Below are 24025 nucleotides of genomic sequence, written 5' to 3' on the forward strand. Positions count from 1 at the left end.
AAACCGCCAACGAATACTCTTCGTTGGCGGTTTTTTGTATCCATGCCCTTATGTAGTTAGTCTTTCCGATTTAGGACATACTCAATAAAGTCGTCGTGTTCCAGTGGTTTACTGAAGTAATATCCTTGTATGTACTGAACATTTTTGGCTCGGGCGTAAATTAACTGTTCGAGCGTTTCTACCCCTTCGGCTACCACTGGTCTATCTAAGTTTTGCGCCAGTGATGCAATGGAGTTGAACACGGTTTGCAGGCGCACATCCGTCACCACTTCTGTTACAAAAGCTCTATCGATTTTGATTTCATCAAAGCTCAAGCGACACAAGTAACTCAAACTCGAAAAACCCGTTCCGAAATCATCAATTGAGACTCTAAAACCTATCGACTGCAACTGTTCAAGCACTTGATTGACATAATTAAAATTGTCTACCAACGCTGATTCTGTAAGTTCTAACTTAATTTGGCTTGGGTATAGATCGTGGCGTTCAATATACTCAGTCAGCTTATCAACAAAGTCGACATCGAGTATTTCCACTACGCTAATATTCAGCGCGAAAATTAGCTCCATACAGTCAATGCCTTTGGCTTCTAGTCCCTTTACTAACTCACTTAACTTACGAATGTTAAATTGAGTCAGCATGCCGATGTCACCCAACTTTTCAGCGATCGGGATAAACTCTACCGGTGACACCATTTGCCCATGCAAAACCCAACGAATTAGACACTCGGCACCACATACGGCTTCGCTATCTGATTCATGAATCGGCTGAAAAACAATAAAGAAATGCTCATCTAACTTATCTTGAGCAATCGCTGCACGAAACTCAGTTTCAAGGTTGTTTTGATGCTCAATTTGGCGGGCTAAGGCCTCTTGGAACTCCGCCAACCTTACCCGTTCTGACAACACATCTAAAATCGCCATTTCAGCCTTGTTTAGGCTCTGTTCGTGCTGATCGCCTTCCCCTTCTTCGTAATAACCTAACGCCACATTGCTGAAGAAGTGATGGCCGTTGAAGTGAAAAGGCTCATTGAGCGCGGCGTAAAAGCGTTCAATGTCCACATCCACACTTCTTGGAATAAAGATGTTAAAGCTGTCTGTGGAGTGTTTACTGCAAATGGCTTCGCCAATTTCGTTACTGACTCGCGCGAGAATTTCCATGAATACCAGATTCGCAACCGCCGTCCCCCAAATTTCATTGATCCGTTGATAGTTACAAATACGCACACAGCAGACCAAACCATAAGAAAACTCAGATGAGATTTTGGAGAGAAACGCTTCACGATAAAGTAAACCAGTGTGTGGATCTTGAGTGGAAAGTTGGCGGTTGAGTCTTCTGGTGGCGATGAGTTCATTGAGGTCGGTTAAATAAACAATGAAGTAATCTCGGTATCCAATCAAGAAAAGCTTCGTCCATTCCACATTTCTATCGGGGTAATTGATCCCCATCTCAATGTTGAGTTCTGTATGGCTTTCAACACTCGCCAGAACTTCTTTTAAGACATCTCTGGGGTAATAGTCTTCATCGACAAAGCTAACCGAACAGTCTTCCAAACTGTGTCCTTTCCCCACTCTAAGCAAAACTTCTGCTTGATGGGAAATCTCCAAAATGCGCAAGTCTTTGTCCACCAACAGGTAGGCAATCTCCATCGCACTAATATGATCACTTACATTATTCATGATCCATCAAAGCCTTTGTTATTTGACTGGGTAACGCAGATAGAGAACAAACTGCTCTCACGCCGCCTTTCGCGACCGCTTCCTTAGGCATTCCAAACACCAAGCAGCTCTCTTCGTCTTGAGCAAAAGTCATTGCCCCTGCCTTTTTGAGCTCTAACATTCCTTGCGCTCCATCATCTCCCATGCCAGTAAGAATAACGCCAACCGCTCTTTCTCCAGCAGCTTGAGCGGCTGACCGAAAAAGCACATCCACAGAGGGTTTATGACGTGACACCATAGGCCCATCTTTTAAGTTTAGATAAAGTTGCTGACCTTCGCGCTGCAATGTGACATGGCGATCTCCGGGGCAATGTAGACCACGCTATTTTCAACTTTCTGGCCGTCTTTCGCCTCGACAACACTATGTTGAGTAAGACTATCAAGTCGCTCGGCAAAAGCTTGGGTGAATTTGGGAGGCATATGTTGAACAATCACGATAGGCGGCATATTCATTGGGAGTTCAGAAAGTAGCAACCTAAGGGCTTCAGTGCCACCTGTCGATGCACCTATCACCAGCAACTTACCCTGGTCTAACTTACCCTCTTCCAATAAGCTTTCAGGGGGCCTCGATTCTAAAATCACATCCGCTGTATGCTTCTGACGAAAACTTTCTTCTGAGGTATATTTTAGCGGCTTGACCGTCACTTGAGCAGCCTTACGCAACGCACTAAATATCTGTTTTACTTCAGGAGAGTGGATGAACTCTGTGAGCTGAGCTTGGGGTTTATCTATCACCTCAATCGCCCCGCTCGACATTGCTTCGAGAGTCAACTCTGGCCGATGTTCGGTATGGGTGGAACAGATGACCGTTGGCGTGGGACGCTCAGACATGATCTGTTTAAGAAAAGCGATCCCATCCATTTTCGGCATCACGATATCGAGCAGTACCACGTCGGGCCAACTTTTAGTCATCTTCCGCCAAGCTAGTATTGGGTCAGGGGCTGAGCCTATGACCTCCATGTCATGTTCATTGTCGATGACCTCACCGAGCACTTGGCGAATCACCGCAGAGTCATCAACAATAAATACTCGAATCGGCTTCATTCTCCTACCTTACGATAGATACAGGTTTCTATCGGTTCCATGTTGGGATGATTTTTTATAATATTTTCGCTGTGCCCAAGTAGCAGCAACCCGCCAATGTTGAGTTGGTCAATCACCTTCTTAGCTAGCGATTGTTGTGTACTTTGGTCAAAGTAGATCAGGACATTACGCAGCATTATGATGTCGAAAGTTTCACCGACATCGTCTTCTATAAGATTCATGACTTTGAACTGGCATCGTTGCTGGATGGCTTTGCTCAAGATGAAGTGATCACTGAACTCCCCAACTCCCTTCAAACAATACGTTCGGCGGTAATAACTCGGAATTTTTTCCGCTAAGCTCAACTCATACTGACAACGCTTGGCAGTTTCGATTGCTTGCTTTGATACATCGGTGCCCAGTACTTGCCAATTACTGACTTCTAACGCATCCGATAGCACCATTGCCAAACTGTAAACTTCTTCTCCTGTCGAACAGGCTGCACTCCAAACTTTCAGCGGTTGGTGAATCTGCTTTTGCTGCAGGTAGTTAGTTAGATAATTAAACTGACGAGGCTCTCGGAAAAAGTAAGTTTCATGAACGGTGAGCCTATCAATAAAAACCCCAAGTTCCGTTTTTCCGCTTTCATCCTGTATGCGTTCTAGGTACTGCGTGTAACTCGAGCATTGTGAATCGCGCAATCGACTCGCCAGTCGATTTTCAACCATAGTGAGTTTATGTTCAGCAATACGAATACCTGTATGCCTTTCAAATAGTTGCTGCACCTGTAAGAAATCCATTTCACTCATCGCAGCGGTCATAACGTATTCCTAAGCTCCATGCTTTTAATGCCCATGGTCTAAACTCTCAGGCTTCTTCGCTGAAACTGAAGAATCAGCTCGTTGAGAACACTGCTATCGAACAGGGCCTTCATGTTCAATATCGGTACGGCCACCCCATTAACGTTAATCATGGTCAGAATAAAGTTCCCGGGAACGACTGATCCAAACGCTGGCTTGTTGACAATGGTATGGTCGCTAATGACCTCGATAGATCGAACTCGCGCCACCAGCAACCCAATCGACATAGCCTCTTGCGTTTTGTTATCGGTCGCTTCATAGAGAACAATGCAACTGTATTTGTCATACTCTTCTTGACGGTTAAGTCCAAGTCGGCGACTTGCGTCAATAACAGGCACAACACTGCCCCGAACATTAATCACGCCACTGACAATGTCTGGGCACATAGGAACTCGCGTCAGCGCCCCCTTTTCAATCACCTCTTTGGTACTGTTAATCGGAATGGCAAATATTTCGTTGGCGACTTCAACAAACAATAAACCTGTATCTGAATTGGCTGCGTCAACGATACTGTTGTCTATTTCGTCACTCATCGCCACTCCTCACATCCATTTTGCCCGTCATGACGCTCGCTGTATTCACCCATTGGACGTACTCCTGAGTCAGCAATTTGTCGATGTCGAGAATGGTCAACAGGCGTCCATTGAGCTTGGCGATCCCCTTCAAAAGGGGACTTTCTATTGAGTAGGGAAGTTCAGGAATCGGCTCTAATTGAGAATCCTCAAGGTCGAGCACCTGAGAAACCATGTCCACTTTGTTGCCCAACAGATACTGTTTGCCATTAACGCGCGCTTCGGTGATCACCACACACGTTCGAGGAGTCTCTGGCTGGTAGGGTTTATCGATACACAATGCCAAGTCAAACACAGGGATAATCTGACCACGGAGGTTCATCGCGCCTTTGACATGGTCTGGCGCTCCGGCTATTGGCTCAACATCAGGATACTCCATAATCTCCCTGATTCGGGCAATCGGGTAGGCGAAATAGCTATCAGAAAGTCTGAACTCTAAATACTTTTCGTGCCCGACCGATTGAGCCGAGTTATCTGAGCTAGGAGAGCTGGCAATGTTCATCACAGGCTTCTTCCTCAATCATCAAAAGGCACATAGCCCGATTCCGCTTTTGGCCGTGAAACGGTGCTACTTCTCTCAGAGCGATACCCCATATTTCCGCGTTCGTTAGTGAGTTTAAAGAAGCCAACCGTGCTTCGTATCTCATTGGTTTGCTCTTGCACCATAATGGCGGTGGAAGCCAACTCCTCTGACGCTGATGCGTTTTTCTGGGCAATGCCGTCCAGCTGAGAAACAGTTCGATTAATCTCTGCCACACTGGTGCTCTGCTCCGTCGATGCAGCCGTAATCTCTTGCACTAAGTCTGCGGTTTTCTGAATGTTTGGCACCATGCGATTGAGCATGTCCCCAGCGTGCTGAGCAACTTTCACACTGTTGTCTGCAAGAGTACTGATTTCCTGAGCGGCGACTTGGCTTCGCTCTGCCAACTTACGAACCTCATCAGCAACCACGGCAAAACCTTTACCATGCTCGCCCGCACGGGCTGCCTCTATTGCCGCGTTTAATGCCAATAAGTTGGTCTTATAGGCAATGTCTTCGATGATGCCGATCTTCTCAGCAATCTCGGTCATGGCATCCACAGTATCATTTACCGCCTTCCCACCTTCATTGGCTTCAGAGCTAGACTGAGTGGCAATGCCATTAGTCACTTTAGAGTTATCGGTGTTCATTGAAATGGAGGAACTCATTTGGTCCAGCGATGCACCGGTCTCCTCTACACTCGTAGCAAGCTGATTCGACGTTGAACTGAGCATTTGAGAAGTCGTTGTGACCTCATTGGTACTGTGAGCAATCGACTCTACTGATCGCTGAACATCCAAAAGTATGTTCTGTAATCGCTCCAAAAATCCGTTAAAGCTGCGCGCGGTTTCGCCAATTTCATCCGTACCAAAATCGGGAATTCGGCGAGTAAGATCCCCTTCCCCAGAGCGCAGATCTTCCGCTGCCTCAGCAAGTGCATTAATAGGAATCACGATACCGCGAATCAAAAACAGTGCAGTAACAAAAGCAAGAACAACGGCAACCCCTAATAGACCCCAAACCAAAGAGATGCTGTCACGAGCTGCTGAAATAAGCTCATCCAAGGATTCACGTACTTGATCCGTTGCCGCCAAGTTGATTTGATCGAGAATTTTCTCGAGCTTACCAAAAACTTCATGCTCCAAGCGGTCTATTTGCTGAGCTGCTTCAAGTTTGTCTCTCGGATTGTAGGTCGCAAAAATATCCTTACCCCCGTTGTAGAGCTCAAGATACATGCGTTCAACTTCAGATAAACTCTTAATTTCCGCCGGTCTTCGCTCTAACGGCTTTATCTCTGAAAGGAAATCTGCAAAGGCTCGTGAATCCTTTTCAAATGCATTAACGGCACCGATTTCACCACGCATATAAGCATTAAGCGACGACATCATGTCGCCCTCTTCATCTATCAGCTCTAGATAGTAACGTACGCCAGGGAGATCATCATTAAGCACTTCATTAAAATCACCGCTTCTTCCCGCATCCGCCACCTCTTCTTCTTTCAATGAATCCAACAGTAATTCCAATGGTTCTGCAAATTCGGTGACAAGAAAGTTGTATTTATCGACGGCTTTAGTTTCTAGGGTTGGCTCAAACTGGGAAAAAACTAGAGTTTGCATGTCTTCGTAATAGCGGGTTGAGAGGTCATCAATTTGCCTCATCAACACAGGGTCGACCGAATTAAGCTGTTTGAGTTGTTCAAAAAAGCTCACAAATTCGGTGTAGTTGGCGATGAAATCATCTTTCTCTTCAGCCTCGCCGGTGATGAACTCTAAAACGTTCGAGTTCATGTCCCCAAGTTCATCAAGCATGGCCAATGACAGTACCGCTTCCGGCACATCCGCTTGCCCAACGCTAATCGCATAGCCTTCAATGGTTCTGTTTTTTGCTTGAACCGATATGGCAATAATCAGCAGTAACAAGCCCATCGTGAGCATGGCAAGTATGATTTTGTTCTTAATAGAGAGCTTCCCTATCATGACTGTCCCCTTAGCAGCGCTGGCTACTGTCTACCACTATTCCTTCAATAGCTCGGTATTCTCTTGTTCGTTTTGGCTTATCACGGTGTGAATCAGCGCAAAAATGTCTAGGATGATGGCAACATTACCACTACCCAAAATGGTGGCGCCGCTCACTCCTTTGAGGCCTTCAAACAAAGGCCCAAGTGGTTTCACAACCGTCTGGTACTCACCCACCAGTTCATCGACAATCAGCCCCGCCCTGAGCGATCCCAACTGAACCACAACGAGTGCTTCATTATCAAACTCGCTCTGCGATTGGGTTTTAAACCACTCGCTGAGCCTCATCACGGGTAAGACTTCATCGCGCAAAGTAATAAAGTGCTTCTCACCAAGTTGGTCTTGGTCGACCACTTCTCTAAGTTCCAAACATTCAACGACATTATCCAGAGGGACAACGTAGTTATCCCCCGAGACACGAAACATAAATCCTTCGATGATCGAAAGCGTCAGCGGCAGTCGAACAACAAAAGTCGTCCCTTTCCCGACTTCGCTTTCCACTTCAATTGAGCCACGGAGCTGATCGATGTTTTTCTTTACGACATCCATGCCTACGCCACGGCCGGACAGGTCACTGACTTCTGATTTGGTAGAAAACCCTGGTTCAAAAATAACGTTGTGTAACTCTTGTCGATTGACGATAGTGCCTCTTTCAATCAGCCTTTGTCTGCTGCAACTTCCGAGACGCGATTTACATCGATACCACGCCCATCATCCCCCACCTCTATGACTATTGCGCCCGAGTCGTGGTAGGCATTGAGACGAATCGTACCCGTTTCACTTTTCCCCGCATCGAGCCGATCTGCGGTACTTTCTAGACCATGGTCAATCGCATTTCGGACCAAGTGAGTTAAAGGATCGCTTAACTTCTCGACAAACGTTTTGTCCAGTTCAGTGTCTCCACCCGTCACAACAAGATCGACGCTCTTATTCACTTCTGTCGCGATATCACGCACAACCCGTTTGAACTTGTTAAAGGTATCGCCGATCTGAACCATCCTGAGTTGTAGAGAGCTATCACGAATGCTTTCAACCAATCGCTCTAACTGAGCCATCGCTTCTATGAGCGGCTCGTTACCCGTTTGATGGGCGAGTAAGTTGGTTCTTGCGCCAGTGATCACCATCTCACCGACAAGATCGATCAATTGATCCAATTTATTGGCTTCGACTCTGAGGGTTTTGTTGGTTTTGAGCAGCGGTTTCTGTTTGGTCACTGCCGCCTTTATCACTTCTTGAGCAACGCCACTTTCCTCGTTAAAGAAATGACCAATGAGTGGTGGGTTTTGCTGATCATCTTTGAGCATTTGTTGCTGAGCCAGCGCATGCTCCACTTCAGCAGAGGTTAACGCTCCGACTCGCACCAAAATCTCGCCCACTTTGCTGTTGCCATTGGGCAATTGATGAATGAGCGCAATGTACTCTTCTACTCGGCTATTTGGCGCAATGAGGGCGATGTCGGCATCGTTTGCAATGAAGTCAAAGGCTTCTAGTATTTGTTCGCGTCCACAGGCACTTTCCAAGGTAATCTCGAAGCCGAGGTAACATAAGGTCGGGTCAAAAGCTTTACTGGCTTCAATCTCCTCATCAATGACATGCACAGTGTGTATCTGACCAAGATTTTTGAGGTAACGGATGAAAGCAAGTGGATCTAACCCGTCTTGAAATACGGTTGGATGAGGGCGAAAAGAGATGTGCCACAAACCTTGGTCTGTTTCGCTTTGACGTTCGTTGTTTGAAGGTTCGGCAGTGGCATCAGAATGCTGACTGGACTTACTGAGCGCGGTATTTTCACTGTCGGGAAGAAATTGACTGAGCCTAAGTTCAAGTTCACGACTTGCTAGATTCGCGCTCGCATCTTCACCACTGGATATGGCATCGAGGTGTAATCGGATGACATCAATCGACTCGATAAACAGGCCAATCAAGTCGCTCGAAACTGCCAACTTTTGCTCACGAATTAACGATAAGATGGACTCGACGATATGGCTTAGTCGCACCAAGTTTTCGAGGCCAAATAATCCTGCGCTGCCTTTTATGGTATGTACGGAGCGGAATAGTGCATCGAGCCATGCAGGAACCGCATCGCCTGTTGTAACGCCTTCATGATCGACAAGGGTTTGTTCCGCCTCGCTCAGAAGTTCTTCTGCTTCACTAATAAAGGTTTCAAGCGCTTTGCTGTAATCAGGAGTCATCCATTCTCTCCTTATACATCGTCTCCTTATAAGGCAACTCGCAAAAATCGAACGCTTCTGCCAAGGTATCGCTCAAACAGGAATAACTCACCTTACCACTTTGGGAAGCAACGGCCTTGGTTAACCAAATAAGCAGCTGTATGCCGGCTGAGTCGAGTTCAACCACTTGACTGCCGTCTATCACCAAGTCGTCTTGAAGTGAACCAAGCAAAGATTCAAGCTCTGATTGGAGCTCGTAGACTTCGTAAATGGTCAGTTCTGCACTTAGCACATACTTCACGAAATCACCTAAGGTGCGAGAATCTTCGCAACGGCCTGCAACATCTCAGCAGGCTTAAAGGGTTTCACCATCCACGCTTTTGCGCCGGCCTTACGACTTTCTTCCATCAAGTACTCTTGGTTCTCCGTCGTCAGCATAATGATTGGTGTGAAACGATACTTGGCGAGTGTCTTGACCTCTTTGACAAAATCGATCCCATTCATGTTTGGCATGTTCACATCACTAATGATGAGATGCACCTTACAACCATCAAGCTTAGCCAGCCCATCAACGCCATCTTTCGCTTCGAGTACTTTATACCCCGCCCCGCTTAGAGCGATATTCACAACCTGTCGTAACGATTCTGAATCATCCACAATCATAATCGTCTTCTGCATGTACTACCTCTCATTAAAAAATGTCACGCCACTCATCTCTTCTCTAGAGTGAGTGGAAGGCTCTATGCGAGTGCGCTTAGCAATTTCCGTAATGGCATTGCTAAGCTCACTGGAATTCCAACTCTCTTCCCGCTGCTGATGCTGCTCAATACGTTCGCAGATCAGTGTTAACGCCTCACTAATTCCCGTCAATCGCTGTGCATCTCTATCACCGCTCTGCAGTAGCACTAATATTTCTTCATTAAGCGCCAACAACTTGTCGAGGGCTTCGTTGTCTGATTCAACTCTCGCATTTTGCACAATATACGCTTGGCTCTTAAAGTGTTTTGTTAGCGAATTGAGCGATTCTTGGGTCTCGCTATTGGTGGTTTGAATTTGCGCGGACAGTTGAGGAAGAAGGCTTTGATATAAAGAAGCGCACACTGGGCAAGAGCGGTCAATGACATAACGCGCTTCAAAAACTCGAAAACCCAGAGTGATGCAGAGGCTAATGCACACCAAAGCAACAACACTTTGCCAAACGAATCCGAATAGGCTCAGTATTGTCGCAGCAGTCGCCGTTATCACAATTAAAATAAGCCCAAACTTGCCCACATCAAAATCACCACTATTAATAATTTACTTATTAGCCTAGTTCAAAATCATTGAGTTGGCGGAATTTGATGCATAAAAAAACTCACCAATAAAATTGGTGAGTTTTCTATTTAATGAAGGGCGACTTTTAAATCACGCTATAGAAGATATTACGCGTTAGCTTGCTCAAACTCTTTCATAAAGTCGACAAGCGCTTGAACGCCTTCAAGAGGCATAGCGTTGTAGATAGAAGCACGCATACCACCAACGGCGCGGTGTCCTTTCAAGGCAACCAATCCACGAGCTTCAGCTTGCGCAAGGAATTCACCATCAAGCTCTGGTTTTGCGAGTTGGAAAGGTACGTTCATCAAAGAACGGTTATTTGAGTGCACTTCGTTACGGTAGAAAGAAGATTCATCAATGCAGTTGTAAAGCACTTGTGCTTTTTCGCGATTAATCTTTTCGATCGCTGCGACGCCGCCTTGCTCTTTAAGCCACTTGAATACTAGGCCAGAAAGGTACCAAGCGAATGTTGGTGGCGTGTTGTACATTGAATCTTTTTCTGCCAAAACTTTGTAGCTTAAGATGCTTGGGATTAGGTCACTTGCTAGCTCTAGCAGGTCATCACGAACAATCGCTATACAGATACCAGCAGGGCCAATGTTCTTCTGAGCACCGGCGTAAATGACACCGTATTTAGAAACATCAATTTCGCGCGATAGAATCGTTGAAGACATATCCGCGACGATTGGCTTGTCAGTTTGTGGCAACTCGTTGATTTCAATGCCATCAATAGTTTCATTTGGGCAGAAATGTACGTAAGCAGATTCAGGGTCAATATTCCACTCTGAAGATGGAAGAACTGCAGTTTTGCCATCTTGAGTTGTTTTCGCTTCAAAAACATCCGTTTCACAGTATTTCTGAGCTTCTTCTACTGCGCTTTGAGCCCAATAGCCTGCATCAATGTAAGTCGCTTTTTTAGCATCGCCCAGCAGGTTCATTGGAACCGCGGTGAACTGTGCACGCGCGCCGCCTTGGCAAAAAAGCACCTTGTAGTTGTCTGGGATGTTCAATAGGTCGCGCAAGTCTTGCTCTGCGTCTTCAGCAACCTTGATGAACGGCTTACTTCTGTGACTGATTTCCATCACGGAAGTACCCAAATCATTCCAGTCCACTAGCTCTGCTTGTGCTTTCTGTAGAACTGCTTTTGGTAGACCCGCTGGGCCTGCACTGAAATTAAATACCTTATCCGTTGTTGGCTGCATGAGATTCCTTGCTCCTAATTGAATTCTGCGTTCATTAATACCACTTTTTTAGATGGATAAAAAGCAACAAAAGAGGTCTTTAGACCTCTTTTGTTCGTTAAGCTGAGAAATTTTATAGTTTACTGCGGCATCATCACCGAAAATAATAGCGCGAGCAGCGGGACTTTCTGTCCACTTTCAAACACTAAGTGGCCGCTTTCAAGGGTCGCATTGATTTCGTAACCTTTCGGCGTTTCCTTCACCATCTCCATCACAATCGCTTCATCGACCCCTTGCCTAATGAACGGGTACTCTTCGACTAACTCTGTAGAAAAGAAGGTGTTCAGGTTGCCCGTCAACGCAGGCAATATTTGCATAGGATCTTGCGAGACGTTTTCCGTTCCCTTCGGCACTTCAATGCGCCATTGAGATTCAAACTCTCCTGCGCCCAGCGTCACCGCCATCTTGTTTAAACCAACATAAAACCCATTAGAGAACAATGCATCCACATATGGCAGTAAATTTTGAACTTCGGCAGGTGACAGTTCAACTGCGGATTGATAAATGGCGAGCAACTGCTGAAAGGCTTCTAAGTTAAAATCGCCCATGGCGAGGTCAAACACAACGTTAGTCGCTTCACCATCTGGCGTTTTGATGCTGCTTAACTCTACCAAATGCGTCGTCGACAAACGCTCATTCAGTTCATCAGTCTCCGCATTAAATGTGTATTTGGTGTCGCGAATCGCCATGGTTGCTTCACCCGCAGGATCAACCACCTCTGCACCTTCAAGGTGAACACTTTGGTCACCAAACCAAAAACCATCGACTTGCTTACCACTACCACTGGCTTGCATGTTATTAAGTACGAACTTCTCTGCTGTCTCGAACTCCACTTCTAAGGAGGGCAACGAGAACTGATAGTCAATATGACCTAACGTCGTCACACTGCCCGATAGGTTTATTGGCGACGTGACAACCTTAACGGTCTCAGGGGCTTCAGCCATGTATTGCCAGTTGTCTAACGAAACAACAAAATCCGTATTACCGTTGAGTTGAGTCTCAGTATCGATGGTTAATGGGAAGTTTTCGACATCAACCAGCTTACTGTGAGAGCTGATGCTGATCAGGCCATGAGAAAGATCCGTTACGAGGTCGTAGCTGGTTTGTAAGCCGTCAAGTTCAAACTGTTCCACCAAAATCGGATCCGTGATGGTGTAACGAGTTGTCACTGTCGAAGAGAGATAGCCGCGATCGTAATCCACGATCTCAACCGCTACTGACGGGTAATTCGCACTGGCTACGGCATCTTTAACAATCGTTTGTCCAATTTGACCCACAGCAAGTGGCCAACACAGCAGGAGCGAGACACCGCCGCCAATTGCAGCGTATTTTTTCAACTGTTCCATTTTTATCACTTTGTTTATGTTTTTTTCTAGTCTACAACAAACCTTGAGTTAAATCAGAGTATTGTCGGTAAATTAATCCGCGCAACCAATGTAATACCTAGCTCTCAAACTGACTTAACAATACTTGCTAAGGTGGGAATACCTATCAATTAAGAACCGAGATCAACGTTCCATTAGCCAAGGAGTCAGGGTGAATTCGTTTGCGATTCTGTGTTTAGACAACAACCCCATTAGTATGGAGCAACTGCATCATGAGCTGCGCCCATTTACCAGCAAGTTTGATGTGCATACTCTCGATTGCTTAGAGGACGCGAAGGAAGCCCTACTTCACTGTGAAGAACAAGGTCAGCAAATCGCACTCGTTATCGCAAGCCACCACGACAACTTCAATGGCGCAGAATTTCTCACCCAGCTCGATCAAGACCCAATCACAAAATCTGCGCGCCGCATATTGGTCAGTTGTGGTCAGGATATTCAGGCGATTTTAACCGCGGTAAACGAAGGTCGATTAGACCACTGTTTAACGAAACCTTTACAGGACGGTTTGGTTAAAAAAACCGTACAAAAAGAGCTCACGACTTACATCATCGAAAACGACAGCGAGAACTTGCTGAGCTTCAGCCTGGTATTGGATCAGCAGCGACTATTGCGTTCGCATATCGAAAAGAAAATGCGCAACTACCGTGAAGGATTCATTAGCGATCATCATAAACTCTCTGATGAAGCGTTAGCCGAGCAAGTGATCTCCGCACTAAGACTGTTTTTCGAGGGTAATGATGAAGAAAATGCTTGCCGAAGATACTCACCAGACCATCTTTTAACCAAAGAAGGCGAAGAAAATCGCTTTCTTTGGTTCATCACTAAAGGTGAAGTGGCGCTCTACAAAAAAGACGACATTGGCATGCAGCGAGAGGTAGTTCGTTATAGCAAAGGTAACATTGTTGGCGGTATGTCTTTTGTGTCTGGTGAGCGATCGTTTTCTACCGCGATTACCCTAAAACCAACGGAAGTGATCAAGCTAGACCGCGACGTGTTCGCGCAAGTCATGCATTCTAATACCGACCTTTTGCCGCTCTTTACTAACTTGCTACTTCGTCACTTTAATCGCCGACTCCAACGCAGTATCACCAACAAATTGGCGCTACAGAAAACCCTCGAATCACTCGAAAATGCGCAGCTACAACTCATCGAACGAGAGAAGATGGCGATGCTGGGCCAACTCGTTGCAGGCGTCGCCCATGAACTGAATAACCCTGTCGCTGCGATCTTGAGGGGCACGGAAACCTTGGTCCAAAACATTGACGTAATACTCTCGTCGCCTGAGCACCAAACCACTATGGAAAATGTTAGGGGCGATGAGCTGTTAGCTCGGGGTAAAGCACTGTTAGAAGCAGCTAGAGAGGCCAAGCCCGTATCTACCGCGGCAGAAAGAGAACGCGTTAAACAACTCATGACTCAGGTAAAAGATAGACGAATCAGTAAAAAGATGGTCAAGCTCAACCTCGACTCCGATGAAAGGTTAATCAGACTAGCTCAGAAAGATCCCGAACAGGCGCTAGAGATACTCGCCAACAGTGAGCACTATCACCAAGTCGGAGCCACACTGCGTTCGATCGGCGTGTGCGCCCAAAGAATTGCCGACATGGTCAAGAGCTTGAAAGGTTATGCGCGACCTGATGATGAAACCTTTCATTATGTGGATATTCATGAAGGCATTGAGGACACGTTGGTCATATTTGAAAATAGCTCAAGCGCCACGAATTGGAGAAATCCTACTCTTCGCTACCTCAAATATACTGCCAGCCTATCGCACTTCAACAAGTGTGGACTAACCTAATCGCCAATGCGCTTGATGCACTACCCAAGCAAGGAAAGCTTTGCATTGCGACATCGATTGAGCACAAAGAACAAAAAGACTGGGCAGTCATCAGCGTACGAGATAATGGCTGTGGAATGCCAAAGGACGTGCTCGATCAGGTTTTTGCTCTCAACTTTACGACTAAAAAAGAGGGTAACTTTGGCTTAGGCATTGGCCTGTCGGTGTGCCAACAAATTGCTAGCCAACATTCAGGCTTTGTAAAAGTGACCTCTAGCGTAAACGAATATACTGAGATGCAAGTTTGGTTGCCCATCACTCTAGCCCCCAAGTTCCACGAATACAAAAGGAGCGAATCATGAAGAAGTATCTAATTTTATGTGTTGATGACGAACGTGACGTCTTAGATGGCGTACTGCAAGATTTAGAATGCTTCGAAGAGCACTTCATTGTCGAGGCCGCTCAATCTGTTGAAGAAGCTAAAGAGATCATCCAAGAGTGCCAAGAGGATGAGGTCACTTTGGCGCTGATTCTCTGCGACCACATTATGCCAGAGCAAAATGGCATCAGCTTTTTGATTGAACTTAGCCAAGAAGCGGCAACTAAAAACACCAAAAAGCTTCTTTTAACAGGCCAAGCCGATTTAGAAGACACTGTGGAAGCGGTCAATCATTCAAGCTTAGACTTCTACATCGCTAAACCTTGGATAGGCAAAGAGCTTCGCGAGACTATCACTCGTCAACTCACCGAATACATGATTGCAAACGAAGCCGATTTGCTCCCTTGGGCTCAAGTTCTCGATACCGAAGCTATCTTCAATGCCATATCTGACAAGAGAATGAGTTTCGGCGAATGATTGCTCTTTAGCCTCAACTGATAGAGACAAATGCCTCACTTCGGCCTAAGAATTGCTTAAATTTTAGCTCGACGACAAAAGAATGGCATTTTTTGATGGAGCGAACGACAGAAAATGCATTATGATGTCTGAATAAGATGCATTGGCGCTATTGCGCCTAAATATCATGGAAAAATCAAGGTATAGGTTTATCGTCATTATGCGTAAAACAATCATTGCAGCAGCACTACTGCTAGCATCAGGACAAACTCTAGCAAACGATCCAAACAGCCCAACGGTAATGAGCAACTTTAGCTACGATTACCTAGAAGCTCGTATCGGCGCAAGCCCGCTTACATTTGGTGCAGGTTTCAGTAAGTCTGTGCACCCTAACGCTCACCTAATCGCGCGTATCGACTCTGAATTTGAAAGTGACTACGATTCAGGTATCGGTTTTGGTTTCCACGCTCCAATTAATAACTGGGCAGATTTTACTGGTGCTATGCTATTCCGCATGGTTCGTGGTGGTGATCGTGCAGATACAAGCAGCGATACAGGTATGGAGCTTAACTTAGGCATCCGCCAATGGTTAGGTCCACAACTGGAAGTTGGTGGTGGCGGTGGTTACGTTTCTATCGGCAACGATGACAACTGGACTGGTTCGCTATACGCACGTTTCCACTCAACAGAGCTATTCTCTCTAGGTGCAGAAGCGCGTATCAACGACTTCTACGGTGATCAAGTTATGTTCACGACTCGCTTTAAGTTCTAAAACGACTTAACGTGACTGCCTAAAAGGCAAACAATGAATACAAAAAAACCGAGGAATCCATTCCTCGGTTTTTTATTAACTTTCGTACTACTAAAACGCGATGTATCACTGGCAGCTATCTAAAAGCTGCTGTTTGCGAGGCTCTTGAAGAAGTTTCCAGTGGATACCGTCGATGGCACCCGCAAATTTCCAAAGCAGCTTCACATCAACATCACTGCCGTATGCTTGACGTACTTTAGAGAACACTTGTGCAGCGCCCAAGTTCATGAACGTATCGACATCTTCAATTCCCGCTTTCTTAACCATGCGCTCAAGAGTTAGCTGCATGTTCGGCAGATCACGAAGCCTGCGGCTGGCTGACGATTTCTGAAATTTACGTTCAGCCACAGACGCTTTGATAGATGTTGAAACAATGTCATCAAGCTCTCCACTGCGACCAGTGAATAGCTCAGTAATATCGTAGTAGTTTACGGTCGCGGTTGTCTGTTTCTTGACATGACGGTACTTTTCGCAACCAAGATTATTAAGCCTTTCGTCCAGTTCTTTACCGCCACGAATAAAGATGCGGTCGTTACTGATAAGGGTGAACATGGCTTCATTTTGAAATAAGCCTACACCACCGAACATTGAACGTTTTTGAAAATCTCCAAACTGGTTTACATACTCTAAAAATACTTGCTCTGTCATATCCATTGATCCTTGTAATCTAGAATTCCCCGATTAGTTATGATCACCAGATAGCAGCAATTTTTAAGCGAACAAACGTGACATTCGGCAATTAGTTCTAATACTTTCGTTGATTTCACCGATATGCACTTAAATGATAGTTAACGACGAAAAATAAGTCTGGGCATACCTCACATGAATAGATTAATTTTTAACTATTTGCGTGATCGACTTCTCAAATGGCTCAAGGTTGAGACTTTCGCTCGCAATATACAATTTTGTAGTACTAATCACCTTTCTTAGTGCCTTTTTGGTCTTGTAAAAGGTTTCTAATTGTCGCCATAACCAGTTAAAATGTCCTTAATCTTATAAAAAATAACGAATATGAATCATTTATCTTTCTACTGGCTACCAGAAAATAAAGAACTGCTCCTACAAGGGATTGAGAGCGAATTTTCCCAATTAGTTGAACAATCCATCAGCACTGGAAAAATATCTCTCCCTCCTATCCCTAATGCTGTTCTTAAAATCCAAAGGCTTTGCTCTCTTGAATCCACCGGTGTTTCAGACATCGCTGAGTGCTTACTCGAAGACCCTGGCTTAGCGGCTATTGTTGTTCGCGTTGCTAACTCAGTCATCTTTAATCGCCGTAACATCACCTGTACTGACTTAATCACAGCGGTATCTCGTCTTGGTATTTTACGAGTACGAGACATCGTGACGGCTCAAGCGATTGAGCAGTTGAAACATTCAGTTAACCTTAGCCAAGAGTGTAACGCCATCCTACAAGCTAGTGCGCACAATTCACGCGAGCTGGCTGCCGCGATGGTGATGGTCACAAAAGGCTACCGCGAGAGCGGAGAACCTCAATTTCAGCATTTAGAAGCAGACAAAGCTTTGCTTTCAGGCCTACTGGCTGACATCGGACTGTTTTGTCTTGTTAACGAATACTACCTATACCTCGAGCGCGGCAATTATCTAGACGAGCAGATCGCTCTTCAAATCTTTAATTCACAATGTTCAATTGCAAGTAAACAGGTATTGAGTAGCTGGGGCTTCGACCAAGACTTTATCGAAGTGGCAACCAACCAAGACAGCCCTAACCCTGCGTATGAGTTCAGCTATATTGATGTGGCACGAATGGCTAATCACATACTCATGTTCCGCCGTCAAGATACCGAGATTGATGATCACTTTGTTGAGTTCGACGTAACGGGTGCAGACGTTATGTACAAGCTGAGCAACCTAAGCGAAGCAGAATTCCGTACTCAAATCGATGAAGTGATTAACGCAAGCGGACTCTAACCACTCAATAGTTCACCTTTAAGTTGTAGGAACACTCATGTTTTCAGGGATGATTTTCATTTTTGCGCCACTGGTGGTGGGCTATCTTATTTCTATTGAGCGAGCTCAAACTCTCGAAAAGATCAATGTCACCACCTCTCGCCTAATCTACCTGATATTGGCTTTAATGGGCTTGAGTTTGGCGGCACTGGATAACTTGGGTCAAAACCTGCAAGCCATCCTGAAATATACGTTCGTATTCTTTAGCGTCATTAGCTTATCGAACCTGCTTGCTCTACCTCTTGTCGACAAACTTCTGCCGATTGAAACCGACTCGCATCAGAAAAAGCTTCCACTGTCTGCCATGGCAATGGAGTCCGCTCGATTAATATTCGTCGTTGGAGGCGGATTAATCGCAGGTCTTATCTTACCGATTGGATTGGAATGGGTGGACACCGCTAGCGAGTGGATTCTGTTTGTTCTGCTGTTCTTTATCGGCATTCAGCTTCGAAACAGCGGGCTCACGCTGAAACAAATTCTCATCAATAAGCGTGGGTTGGTGATTGCTTGTCTTATCATCGTCACCTCATTGCTAGGAGGCATCATTTCCGCTTTGATCCTTGATATAAACATTTACCAAGGATTGGCTATGGCATCAGGATTCGGTTGGTACTCACTGGCAGGAATTTTAATGGGTGATGCGTTCGGGCCGGTATTTGGTGGCGCTTCATTTATGATCGAGCTGCTACGCGAGCTATTTGCACTGGTATTAATCCCTATGTTTATCCGCTCAAAGCCCTGCACCTCTATTGGCTATGCGGGTGCAACGGCGATGGACTTTACTCTACCTGTTATTCAATCAACAGGCGGTGTTCGATGTGTTCCTATCGCCATCGTCAGTGGATTTATACTCAGCTTGCTGGTACCGGTACTAATGCTGTTTTTTGTGTCATTGGCCGGATAACCCCCCTTTATCAACTAGCCTAAAATAAGGTATGTTGCTTCAGCATAACTAAAACGATAACAAGGATTTTGTATGAAACGCCTACTTATAGCCCTACTCCTCACAGCCTCCTCAACGGCCGTGAGCGCTGCAGACAAATCTTGCTTAGCCGATAAATATGATGGTTACATCGATGCATCACTTGCTTGGTATCAAGATTTAGCAGAGTTAACGACGACTCAATACCCTGAACTGGCTGAAGTGAGTGACTGGTTTTTAGAAGGTCGCAAACATCACTTTGAGCTTAACCGAACTGCAGTTCACTACTACCTTGATAACGAGCCGAGTAAAGTTGCCACTGAGCAGTCAGTCGAATCTTGGCTGAAGCTGTCTCAGCAAGACGTTAAACAACTGTCTGAACGTGACGACGAGTTAGGTAAAATCGCAAAAGCAACATTCAGCGATCGTCAATCGAAACCACACCCGAAAAACTATGAATTGCGTTCCGCTTTTGCTGACCTACTCAGCCATCCGAAGCAAATCGATACCATCTTGCAAAAGTACAATCAAGCGATTGCAGATGTCACGAAAGTCCAATGCGACTGAGTTAGGCTAGCAATCTTAGGTCAATCTAAGATTGCACCGAATTCTTCTACAGGCACCGCTCAAAAGCGATAAATTACGGGACATTAGTCCCGTTTTCGTTTAGATTGTGCCGCTTGCAACAATCAAATTTAATGTAGCAGTATGGTATCAGAACAGAAAACCGTCGACGTAAACTTTGAAAGTCTACTTCGTATTTTCACTGTCCCAGAAGGGCCAGATTCAACACTGACTAAAATTGAAGAGTCTCTCTCGCAAAACCTTAACCAGTTTCTGCGCGAGCATATCGTTGCCGAAGAAAAACCGCTTCGCGACATCGAAAAAGATTTTTCAAATCCTGCTATTCCTGAACAGCCAGAGTTTGTCTCCGATCATACGGAACATCTGCTTGAGAAGCTCGTTGCTCAGTCTGTTCACACTTCTGCACCAAGCTTTATCGGTCACATGACCTCCGCTTTGCCTTACTTTTTGATGCCGCTTTCAAAGATCATGATTGCGCTCAACCAAAACTTGGTAAAGATTGAAACTTCAAAAGCCTTCACGCCTCTAGAGCGTCAGGTTTTAGGCATGCTACATCGCCTCATTTATGGACAAGACGACGCGTTTTACTCGAAGTGGATGCACAGCGCAAACCATTCGCTTGGGGCGTTTTGCTCCGGCGGCACTATTGCGAATATCACAGCACTATGGGTCGCAAGAAACAACGCATTATGTGCCAAAAACAGCTTCAAGGGCGTAGAAAAAGAAGGCTTGTTCCAAGCCATGAAGCACTACGACTACGAAGGACTCGCGATTCTTGTCTCTGAGCGTGGGCACTACTCGCTGAAAAAGGCGGCGGACGTTCTTGGCATTGGTCAAAATAGTTTGGTACCAGTGAAAACGGATTCAGACAATAAGATTTGCCCAGACGCTCTAGAAGCTAAAATCGCTGAGCTCAAAGCACAAAAGATTAAGCCTTTTGCCGTCATTGGCGTTGCGGGTACTACAGAGACTGGAACCATCGACCCACTGGAAGAGATGGCCAAAATCTGTAAGCGCGAACAATGCCACTTCCATGTTGATGCGGCATGGGGTGGTGCAACCTTAATGTCTAATACTCATCGCCTTCTACTGAAAGGCATTGAGCTTGCGGATTCGGTGACCATCGACGCGCACAAGCAGCTATATATTCCCATGGGCGCAGGTATGGTTCTGTTTAAAAACCCCGATGACATGAGTTCGATTGAGCATCATGCCCAATACATTTTGCGTAAGGGTTCTAAAGATCTAGGTAGCCATACACTAGAAGGCTCTCGTTCAGGCATGGCGATGCTCGTTTATGCGGCAATGCACATCATTAGCCGACCTGGCTATGAACTTCTGATTGACCAGAGCATTGATAAAGCGCGCTACTTTGCCGATCTCATTAAGCAGCAAGGCGACTTTGAACTGGTTTCCGAGCCAGAGCTGTGTCTATTAACCTACCGTTATGTGCCGCAGTCTCTGCGCCAAGTATTGCCAAGAGCATCGGCAGAACAAAAGGCTCAGATCAACGAGAAACTCAATGCGCTGACCAAGTTTGTTCAAAAGCGCCAGCGAGAAACGGGTAAGTCTTTTGTTTCTCGTACGCGTTTGAATCCAATCAGTTGGGACCAACAAAACACGATTGTGTTTAGAGTGGTGTTAGCTAACCCGCTCACCAGTTACGACATTCTTCAATCTGTACTCGAAGAGCAACGTGAAATTGCCAAAACCGCTTCGACTCTGCTCTCTGAGCTTGAGTCATTGGTAGCGCAAATTGGTTATTCGGTCAGTTAGAAGCCAATAACTGAAACTTTCTTTCGTTTTCCTGTAATTAGAATGACAATTTAGGTGATTTTTTCACCATTAACGACCGCTTCGGACAGCATTTTTGTAGTTTAAACAAAATAATGTTTGAGGCGGGTCAAATTCTAGTCCTTTTCCCTTCCTTAAACTAACGATAAATCTTATAGTTAGAACTACACTTTTAGTTATGGCGTTGGTGCTATCTTACCTTAGGAATTTTGATTGATTCCTACCCCTTTTGGGATTACGGTTTGACCAACGAGTTGTTCTCTATGCCCTCGTGAACACTATGAATACATTAGAAAAAATTCAGAAAAACCTGGAAAACTTTAGCAAGTCTGAAAGAAAAGTAGCAGAAGTTATCATGCTTCTCCTCAGACAGCTATCCACTCAAGCATTGCTACACTAGCCAAAATGGCTGATGTGAGTGAACCTACTGTTAACCGTTTTTGCCGCCGCCTAGATACTAAAGGTTTCCCTGACTTTAAGTTGCATCTAGCTCAAAGCCTTGCAAACGGAACCCCGTACGTAAACCGTAACGTTGAAGAAGATGACGGCCCTGATGCGTACAGCCACAAGATTTTCGAATCGACGATGGCTTGCTTGGATGTGGCCAAGAACAGCTTAGATCCAATGCAAGTTAACCGCGCGGTGGATCTGCTAACTCAAGCTAAACGCATTTCGTTTTTCGGCCTTGGCGCCTCTTCTGCTGTTGCGCGTGATGCTCAAAACAAGTTCATCCGTTTCAATATTCCAATTACCTGTTTTGAAGACATCGTAATGCAGCGTATGAGCTGTATTAACAGTTCAGACAACGATGTGATTGTCTTAATTTCTCATACTGGCCGCACTAAGAGCCAAGTAGAGATCGCTCATCTGGCAAAAGAGAACGGCGCAACTGTCATCGCTATTACTGCGAAAGATTCACCTTTAGATAAAGCAAGTTCGCTGTCTATTTCTCTGGATGTGCCAGAAGACACCGATGTGTACATGCCAATGGCAAGTCGCGTGGTGCAAATGACCGTTATTGATGTACTGGCAACGGGTTTCACGCTTCGCCGTGGTACTGGCTTTAGAGAAAACTTGAAGCGCGTTAAAGATGCGTTGAAAGATTCACGCTACGACAAGTTAGCTCAGTACTAAGCTGAACTAGGTCTACAAAAAACGGAGCTATTGCTCCGTTTTTTGATCGCTTGCGACTTGTCTAGATACCTGTTTTTCATCATGCACAAGCTCAAAGCCAGTCATCACACTCTCTTTACCTGAAGGCGATCCACATTCACCATCACATTGACAAACCTGATTAAGAATAAACACTAGTCGATCATCTGTAATCGGGATCGGGTTTCCTCTGATAGCAACAGACATCAGGCATCTTCAGCCACTTTCTCAAACGATGTCGCGCATACGCCAAAGTGGCTCAGCTGTGGAAGTTCAAGCTTATCGAGCATCATCTGCACCCACAAAATACCATCTTGGACGCCAGCGTTGTGTCTTCCCGTTAGTATCTGAGCCAAAGTGCCATAACGCCTAACTACATCTTTTCTTTTCGCCGCGATTGCAGCATCGATATTCTCTCTCATTACGTAAGGAGCAAGCCGAGCGGTGATGATGCTATGCGGAGCGTCCAGCTTTCCGGTTAGAGAAGCGGCAAGACCATGAGCGGCACCTAACTTGGCATTGGAGCTCGCCATTCCGGCAAGTAAAGCAGCGAAGGACAAGTCGGAACGAGCCTGAGGATTGTCGTGCAAACACGCTTGTAGGAGAGAACGGCTAATTCTTCGTAACCCCTCTTCACACACCATGTCTGACAAAGGATTAGGATCGCCACACACGTAAGATTCCATCAAACGGGTGAAGACTTCCATAGCGCCACGACCGGAAAGATACTGATCCATTCCGTAGGTTAGAGTGGGGTCGACTATCGCCACATCTGCAAGCATATCAGGGCTGCGCAGGCTAACTTTAACCTGATCTTGGCCAGATCGAAGAACTGCGTTTTTGGTCACTTCCGATCCCGTACTGGCATTGGTCGGAATCGCAATATAGGCAAGGGGTTTGGTTTTGAGTGGAACATTGCGCCCTACCACTTCAACATAATCGTAAACATCCCCTTGGTTAGGAATGATTGCCGCGAGTGCCTTCCCCATATCGAGTACACTGCCACCGCCAATCGCAACCACCATGTCAGGTTTAAAACGCCGACCATTGATCGCCGTTTCTTCCACCATAGTGATGTTCGGCTCACCGGAAATCGCAACATGCTGATAGCGCATATTTTGAGTTTGAAGATACTCCACAATGGCTTTAGAGCGTGACAGATCTTTCCCTGTTACTAGCAAGACACTGTAACCAAACTGGTTTAGTACTGACAGCGACGATTCCAAAGCGCCCTCACCAAAGATGATTCGAGTCGACGTCATGAACTGAAACATACCAATCCTCCATGAAAACTTTGTCTACTTCTTATACCCAAGTAACCTCAAGATGCGTGGTTCAGCGAGAATTTGCCTAGTTTGCAAA

At 45.7% G+C, this 24025-nt stretch carries 19 protein-coding genes and 4 pseudogenes; 8 read left to right on the plus strand and 15 right to left on the minus strand.

Translation table 11 applies throughout. The features are described 5' to 3' along the window. Positions 1-56: 56 nt before the first annotated feature. The 13 genes and pseudogenes from UA76_RS22045 to UA76_RS22100 all read right to left on the minus strand — a co-directional run bounded on the left by UA76_RS22045 (position 57) and on the right by UA76_RS22100 (position 12777). Positions 57-1676, minus strand: coding sequence for a bifunctional diguanylate cyclase/phosphodiesterase (locus UA76_RS22045; RefSeq protein ID WP_047050025.1), 1620 nt, complete (start codon positions 1674-1676; stop codon positions 57-59). Beyond that, positions 1669-2759, minus strand: a pseudogene (locus UA76_RS22050) (protein-glutamate methylesterase/protein-glutamine glutaminase). Before UA76_RS22050 ends, UA76_RS22045 begins: the two are co-directional and overlap by 8 nt. Beyond that, a complete protein-coding gene (locus tag UA76_RS22055) occupies positions 2756-3559 on the minus strand; it encodes a CheR family methyltransferase (protein WP_047050026.1) in 804 nt (267 codons plus the stop codon). Before UA76_RS22055 ends, UA76_RS22050 begins: the two are co-directional and overlap by 4 nt. Before the next feature lie 38 nt (positions 3560-3597). Next, positions 3598-4131 (minus strand): chemotaxis protein CheW, encoded by a 534-nt coding sequence (locus UA76_RS22060; protein WP_047050028.1) that lies wholly within the window; start codon positions 4129-4131, stop codon positions 3598-3600. Continuing rightward, positions 4124-4672 (minus strand): chemotaxis protein CheW, encoded by a 549-nt coding sequence (locus UA76_RS22065; RefSeq protein WP_047050031.1) that lies wholly within the window; start codon positions 4670-4672, stop codon positions 4124-4126. Before UA76_RS22065 ends, UA76_RS22060 begins: the two co-directional genes overlap by 8 nt. A 14-nt stretch (positions 4673-4686) precedes the next feature. Beyond that, the gene (locus UA76_RS22070) at positions 4687-6666 is read right to left on the minus strand and encodes a methyl-accepting chemotaxis protein (RefSeq protein WP_238322382.1); all 1980 of its coding nucleotides are present in this window, start codon (positions 6664-6666) and stop codon (positions 4687-4689) included. A 36-nt stretch (positions 6667-6702) separates the two neighbouring features. Further along, positions 6703-7365 (minus strand): chemotaxis protein CheA, encoded by a 663-nt coding sequence (locus UA76_RS25050; protein WP_337588556.1) that lies wholly within the window; start codon positions 7363-7365, stop codon positions 6703-6705. After that, entirely contained in the window at positions 7362-8897 is a 1536-nt protein-coding gene (locus tag UA76_RS22075) for a chemotaxis protein CheA (RefSeq protein WP_238322383.1), read from the minus strand. Before UA76_RS22075 ends, UA76_RS25050 begins: the two co-directional genes overlap by 4 nt. Beyond that, positions 8887-9177 carry an STAS domain-containing protein gene (locus UA76_RS22080; RefSeq protein ID WP_052772135.1) on the minus strand — a complete coding sequence of 97 codons (291 nt, stop codon included), beginning with the start codon at positions 9175-9177 and terminating at the stop codon, positions 8887-8889. The genes UA76_RS22075 and UA76_RS22080 overlap by 11 nt, the downstream gene beginning before the upstream one ends. Before the next feature lie 8 nt (positions 9178-9185). After that, on the minus strand, positions 9186-9554 hold the full coding sequence (locus tag UA76_RS22085) for a response regulator (protein WP_047050032.1): 369 nt from the start codon (positions 9552-9554) through the stop codon (positions 9186-9188). A gap of 3 nt (positions 9555-9557) precedes the next feature. Further along, complete coding sequence (locus UA76_RS22090) at positions 9558-10148, minus strand: hypothetical protein (RefSeq protein WP_047050033.1); 591 nt, start codon at positions 10146-10148, stop codon at positions 9558-9560. A 149-nt stretch (positions 10149-10297) separates the two neighbouring features. Continuing rightward, positions 10298-11392 (minus strand): 3-phosphoserine/phosphohydroxythreonine transaminase, encoded by a 1095-nt coding sequence (serC, locus tag UA76_RS22095; protein WP_047050034.1) that lies wholly within the window; start codon positions 11390-11392, stop codon positions 10298-10300. Between the two features lie 119 nt (positions 11393-11511). Then, the gene (locus tag UA76_RS22100) at positions 11512-12777 is read right to left on the minus strand and encodes a DUF945 family protein (protein ID WP_047050036.1); all 1266 of its coding nucleotides are present in this window, start codon (positions 12775-12777) and stop codon (positions 11512-11514) included. Positions 12778-12967: 190 nt separating this feature from the next. Here UA76_RS22100 and UA76_RS22105 point away from each other — a divergent pair. The 3 genes and pseudogenes from UA76_RS22105 to UA76_RS22115 all read left to right on the plus strand — a co-directional run bounded on the left by UA76_RS22105 (position 12968) and on the right by UA76_RS22115 (position 16200). Further along, a pseudogene (locus tag UA76_RS22105) lies at positions 12968-14955 on the plus strand (ATP-binding protein). Next, complete coding sequence (locus UA76_RS22110; protein ID WP_047050037.1) at positions 14952-15449, plus strand: response regulator; 498 nt, start codon at positions 14952-14954, stop codon at positions 15447-15449. Before UA76_RS22105 ends, UA76_RS22110 begins: the two are co-directional and overlap by 4 nt. A gap of 199 nt (positions 15450-15648) precedes the next feature. Then, positions 15649-16200, plus strand: coding sequence for a hypothetical protein (locus tag UA76_RS22115; RefSeq protein ID WP_047050038.1), 552 nt, complete (start codon positions 15649-15651; stop codon positions 16198-16200). A 105-nt stretch (positions 16201-16305) separates the two neighbouring features. Here the strand turns inward: UA76_RS22115 and UA76_RS22120 are convergent, their stop codons facing one another. After that, positions 16306-16893 carry a TfoX/Sxy family DNA transformation protein gene (locus UA76_RS22120; RefSeq protein ID WP_047050040.1) on the minus strand — a complete coding sequence of 196 codons (588 nt, stop codon included), beginning with the start codon at positions 16891-16893 and terminating at the stop codon, positions 16306-16308. A 357-nt stretch (positions 16894-17250) separates the two neighbouring features. Between UA76_RS22120 and UA76_RS22125 the strand changes: the two genes are divergently transcribed. The 5 genes and pseudogenes from UA76_RS22125 (at position 17251) to UA76_RS22145 (ending at position 22645) form a co-directional block, all read left to right on the plus strand. Next, positions 17251-18171, plus strand: coding sequence for an HDOD domain-containing protein (locus UA76_RS22125; RefSeq protein ID WP_047050041.1), 921 nt, complete (start codon positions 17251-17253; stop codon positions 18169-18171). Positions 18172-18208: 37 nt separating this feature from the next. Continuing rightward, positions 18209-19114 (plus strand): LysO family transporter, encoded by a 906-nt coding sequence (locus UA76_RS22130; protein ID WP_047050043.1) that lies wholly within the window; start codon positions 18209-18211, stop codon positions 19112-19114. A gap of 72 nt (positions 19115-19186) precedes the next feature. Further along, positions 19187-19699: a hypothetical protein gene (locus UA76_RS22135; protein ID WP_047050045.1), complete on the plus strand. Its 513-nt coding sequence runs from the start codon at positions 19187-19189 to the stop codon at positions 19697-19699. A 141-nt stretch (positions 19700-19840) separates the two neighbouring features. Next, positions 19841-21493: a pyridoxal-dependent aspartate 1-decarboxylase PanP gene (gene panP / locus UA76_RS22140; RefSeq protein ID WP_047050046.1), complete on the plus strand. Its 1653-nt coding sequence runs from the start codon at positions 19841-19843 to the stop codon at positions 21491-21493. Positions 21494-21821: 328 nt separating this feature from the next. After that, positions 21822-22645 (plus strand): annotated as a pseudogene (locus UA76_RS22145) (MurR/RpiR family transcriptional regulator). Positions 22646-22672: 27 nt separating this feature from the next. Here the strand turns inward: UA76_RS22145 and UA76_RS22150 are convergent. Continuing rightward, positions 22673-23937 (minus strand): annotated as a pseudogene (locus UA76_RS22150) (iron-containing alcohol dehydrogenase). Positions 23938-24025 lie beyond the last annotated feature (88 nt).

The sequence above is a fragment of the Vibrio mexicanus genome, from assembly GCF_001012815.1.
GTDB classification, from domain to species: Bacteria; Pseudomonadota; Gammaproteobacteria; order Enterobacterales; family Vibrionaceae; genus Vibrio; species Vibrio mexicanus.